Annotated in this window: 6 protein-coding genes; all 6 read right to left on the bottom strand. The window is 46.4% G+C overall.

Features of this window, described 5'->3' with window-relative positions; translation table 11 throughout:
- Positions 1 to 218, bottom strand: a 218-nt coding sequence (locus JMN32_RS27195; protein WP_202859581.1) for a hypothetical protein, incomplete at its 3' end; no start/stop codon positions are given.
- A gap of 2 nt (positions 219 to 220) precedes the next feature.
- On the bottom strand, positions 221 to 574 hold the full coding sequence (locus tag JMN32_RS27190) for a hypothetical protein (protein WP_202859580.1): 354 nt from the start codon (positions 572 to 574) through the stop codon (positions 221 to 223).
- A complete protein-coding gene (locus JMN32_RS27185) occupies positions 567 to 902 on the bottom strand; it encodes a hypothetical protein (RefSeq protein WP_202859579.1) in 336 nt (111 codons plus the stop codon). The genes JMN32_RS27190 and JMN32_RS27185 overlap by 8 nt, the downstream gene beginning before the upstream one ends.
- Positions 886 to 1,905: a hypothetical protein gene (locus tag JMN32_RS27180; RefSeq protein WP_202859578.1), complete on the bottom strand. Its 1,020-nt coding sequence runs from the start codon at positions 1,903 to 1,905 to the stop codon at positions 886 to 888. The genes JMN32_RS27185 and JMN32_RS27180 overlap by 17 nt, the downstream gene beginning before the upstream one ends.
- Complete coding sequence (locus JMN32_RS27175; RefSeq protein ID WP_202859577.1) at positions 1,905 to 2,837, bottom strand: AAA family ATPase; 933 nt, start codon at positions 2,835 to 2,837, stop codon at positions 1,905 to 1,907. Before JMN32_RS27175 ends, JMN32_RS27180 begins: the two co-directional genes overlap by 1 nt.
- The coding region (locus JMN32_RS27170; RefSeq protein WP_202859576.1) for a hypothetical protein at positions 2,834 to 3,405 on the bottom strand (572 nt) is incomplete at its 5' end. The genes JMN32_RS27170 and JMN32_RS27175, both read right to left, overlap by 4 nt.

The following is a 3,405-nucleotide window of genomic DNA, read 5'->3' as shown; positions in this document are numbered from 1 at the left end:
TTTTTTTTATCATCTTTTACGATAGCCTCCGGGGCATATTCTTCCACCATGGTGTAAAGCGCATCGATATTCTTCCCCGCCTCCTTTTCGAAGAATTCCTTATCGTCCTCCTGGTTGTAATCCTCAATGATTTTGTCGATTGCGGTTTTCAGCGTGTTGATATTGTCAGCTTCGGACTTGCTAAAATCCAGTGCTATCAGGTCTTTTATTGTTGCCATTGTTATGCTGTGAGTTTAAATTTTAATTGCATGATTTCTATCGCCCGCGAACGTTCCTGTTCTTGTATTCGGATGCGACTGCGGTTATCCGTCTCCGGGTTTGACTTTTTTCTGGCTCCCTTCTTTGGTTTATCTTCCGGCAGAGCAATCCCTTCGCGTTCTAATAATTGAACAAACAGGGCATCAGCCTCTTTGGCTTTGTCAACCTCCTGTTTGAATCCGCCGGTCTCCTGGCTGACCATCTCATAAGCTTTGGCCGGGTCAAATTTGCTCCCGGTCAGCTCCAGTATCTTATCCTGTTTTCTGACCTGTATTTTCTCCAGGTCTGCCGGGTTTATTTTTTTGAGTTTATACATGTTTCAAAAGTTTATGATCGTTGGAGAAAACCTGCTGATAGTGTGTTTTCAGGCTTTCAAAAAATTCGTTGGCCTCTGCATTGTCAGCATAATACACCGAACATTGCTCTGGCTTACCGTTTTGGTCAAAGCAGGCATAGCGGTAGCATTGTAACGGCCTGTCGGGATTGTCTATGTTGATCGTTGTCCAGCGCAAAACCAGTGTTCCTTCTCGCATGGGAGAGGTCATGATCCGGAAGTCACGACAATGGGTGCCACAACCCTTTGTCAGCTTGCGGGCATGGTTCATGATCCTATGAATGATGTTGCTGTTAATTGAATATTCCATTGAGTTTTGTAAGTCTGTATAGTTCAATGATTTCTTTCACTTCACGGGCGGCATCGGTCAGGGAGTAGCGCTGGCCAAATACAAAGCCATCACCCCCCAGGGCATTCACAAACCCTTCACCCATACCTTCCTCTATTCTCCCAAGCCCATCAGGAATGATCAGGTCCCAATGATCCGCAAGTGCTATTAAGGCTTTGAAGCCTCTGAATCTGAAATACCTTGGATCGGAACTCATCAGAAGGATTTGATTGAGATCCGCTTTATCCTGAAAGCGTTTTACACACACAACCCCCAGGGTCACCTGTCCCTGAAAGGAAGTGCCTGCCAGCACGTTCACTTCCACGGGGATATTGCGTTGCTCCAGAAATGCGACCAGCTCGCTGCAGGCCAGTCCGGTATAGAGCATATCGTTCCCCTCTACAGAGGCATTGCCACCGGCCAATAGGTACAGCCTCAAAGCAGGCAGGGAGCTGTTGCGGTTCTCAAACCAGGCATAGGCCTTCTTAACCGTGGTTACAATCTTTGTCCTGCCTAATTCAATATTGAGCTGGCTGCTGGTTTTATTCAGGGGGCTGGAAAGGTTTATCTTTTCCATTCTTTGCAGAGACATAGCCGCCCGGTCAAAGGAGAATATGCCTAAACCACGGTCATTGTAGGTTATCTTAGGTTTGGGGAGTACCTTTCTGTCCAGATGTTCCAGGTAAGGGTGGAGATGATCCCTCATCTTAGGCCGCAGTTGTTCGGCCAGATGCATCCCGGCAAATTGCTCGTGCCTGTTCAACTCATCGACACTTGAAGGTTGTGGATCACCATACCAGTCTGTACCCTGATTTAGCTGGTAATGGGTATCGCTGATCACTTCATGCCAGCGTGCTGCATTTGCCGGAGACATCATTTCGGCTTTACTGTCTACAAACCGGTGAAAATCAATGACACTTTCAAATTGCACATAGTTATAGGTGTCATTACCGATATGGACCGTATGTTTTTGATGTTCCTGCATCAGCCTTGCCTGCGTTTATATTCAATCATGAATACATCCCGCATGGCCTTGCCTTTGTAGCTGTTAAAGAAGGCTTCCAGATTTACCTCTGAGGCCACCGTCCGGGCCTTGTCCCGGCTCATGGTGCCGATATAACTTTCCAGGGCATCTTTAAGGGTCTTTCCGTTGGGCATATTTTTGACCATACCCAACTCCCTTTTCATTTCAAGCTCATAGGTGCGCTGCATGTTAAGCATGGTCCTTAGGGTCATGATGTCTTCGGTATCATCATCGTTAGCATCTTTACCTTCATAGCGAAGAATGGCTTTCCTGATTTTAAGGCTTATATCTGCTACCGCCGGATAAACAAGTTGCCGTTCCAGCTTCTCATTGAAACCGATTTTATAAATACAACCGCTAAACCTGTCGAGCAAAGAAGAATCCTGAACATTGTTACCGACATAGTTGCTGCTCAGCCCTTTGCCAATGACATTTCCGGTTGCAACACATCCGAACATAGGATGTTTTTTTACCGGCTCGTTCTTCCCGTTGAAAATAATGGCAGCTTCTTTGGCACTTTTAGCCAGTGCATCATTCAGGATACCTGCTGTATTGGCATCCAGTTTTGGCATTTCATCGAGGATAAGGATCTTACCATCGCGCCAGGCTTCGATCAGGCCGCCTTCCTTATATCCTTCGATCGTTTGTCCGCCCTTTAAGTCGATAGGACTCGTCCACTGGTTGCAGTTGATCACAATGAACGGTGGTTCTTTACCGTCGTTTTCATGCCTTCCAAACAGGGAATAGGTCACTTTTTCAGCCAATGTAGTTTTACCCGTACCGGCACTACCCACCAGGAAGACATTATTTCCCGTTGTAAGGTCATCCAGTACCTTCATAAATTGCGGAATGTCTTCGGCTTCAGGCACATCAATTTTTGGTTCTATTCTCATGCGAGTTCCAGTTCTATTTTAAGTTGCATAATGAGTTCATCCAGGAAAGATATCTTTCCAATCAGGGCTTCATAGGCAGCCATGCCCAACTCCTGAATACCATACCTGCCAAAGACAAACTCCAAATTGCCGTCTTCGTGGGCATTGTTCAGTATAAATGCCCCAAGGGTTTCTATGACAGATTCTATGGGTTTGTTTTTTGCAGCTTTCAGGGTTGCCAATAGCTCATCATGGATAGCGGTCTTTTCAATGGCCGCTTTCCATTGGCTATAAGGTTCCGAGGCATCCTCAAAAACCGGCACCAGGGAGTAATTGTACTTCTCTTTATCCTTTAGCGGTCGGCTGTAGATCACCAGGCCAAAAGCATGGGCAGGCGAAGGCTCTTTATACTCCTTAAATCCGCTTGTTGGGTTACTGCCCTGCCCGTATGGACGTTGTAGTTCGTAAGTGAAAATACCGTCTGGACGATCTGTACGCTTCTTCCAGTCTTCTTCGTTTTCGATCTCCCAGTCTTCCAGTTTTTTAGCTTCTCCAAGATATTGCAGCCCGTGGCTGTCCAGTTGTTTGA

The sequence above is a fragment of the Fulvivirga marina genome, assembly GCF_016775155.1.
GTDB lineage: Bacteria > Bacteroidota > Bacteroidia > Cytophagales > Cyclobacteriaceae > Fulvivirga > Fulvivirga marina.
This window is presented reverse-complemented; position numbering and strand designations above follow the sequence as displayed.

Excerpts from the sequence above, each read along its gene's own strand:
- JMN32_RS27175 (WP_202859577.1), bottom strand. The coding sequence starts at position 2,837 with ATGAGAATAGAACCAAAAATTGATGTGCCTGAAGCCGAAGACATTCCG.
- JMN32_RS27190 (WP_202859580.1), bottom strand. The coding sequence starts at position 574 with ATGTATAAACTCAAAAAAATAAACCCGGCAGACCTGGAGAAAATACAG.
- JMN32_RS27180 (WP_202859578.1), bottom strand. The coding sequence starts at position 1,905 with ATGCAGGAACATCAAAAACATACGGTCCATATCGGTAATGACACCTAT.
- JMN32_RS27185 (WP_202859579.1), bottom strand. The coding sequence starts at position 902 with ATGGAATATTCAATTAACAGCAACATCATTCATAGGATCATGAACCAT.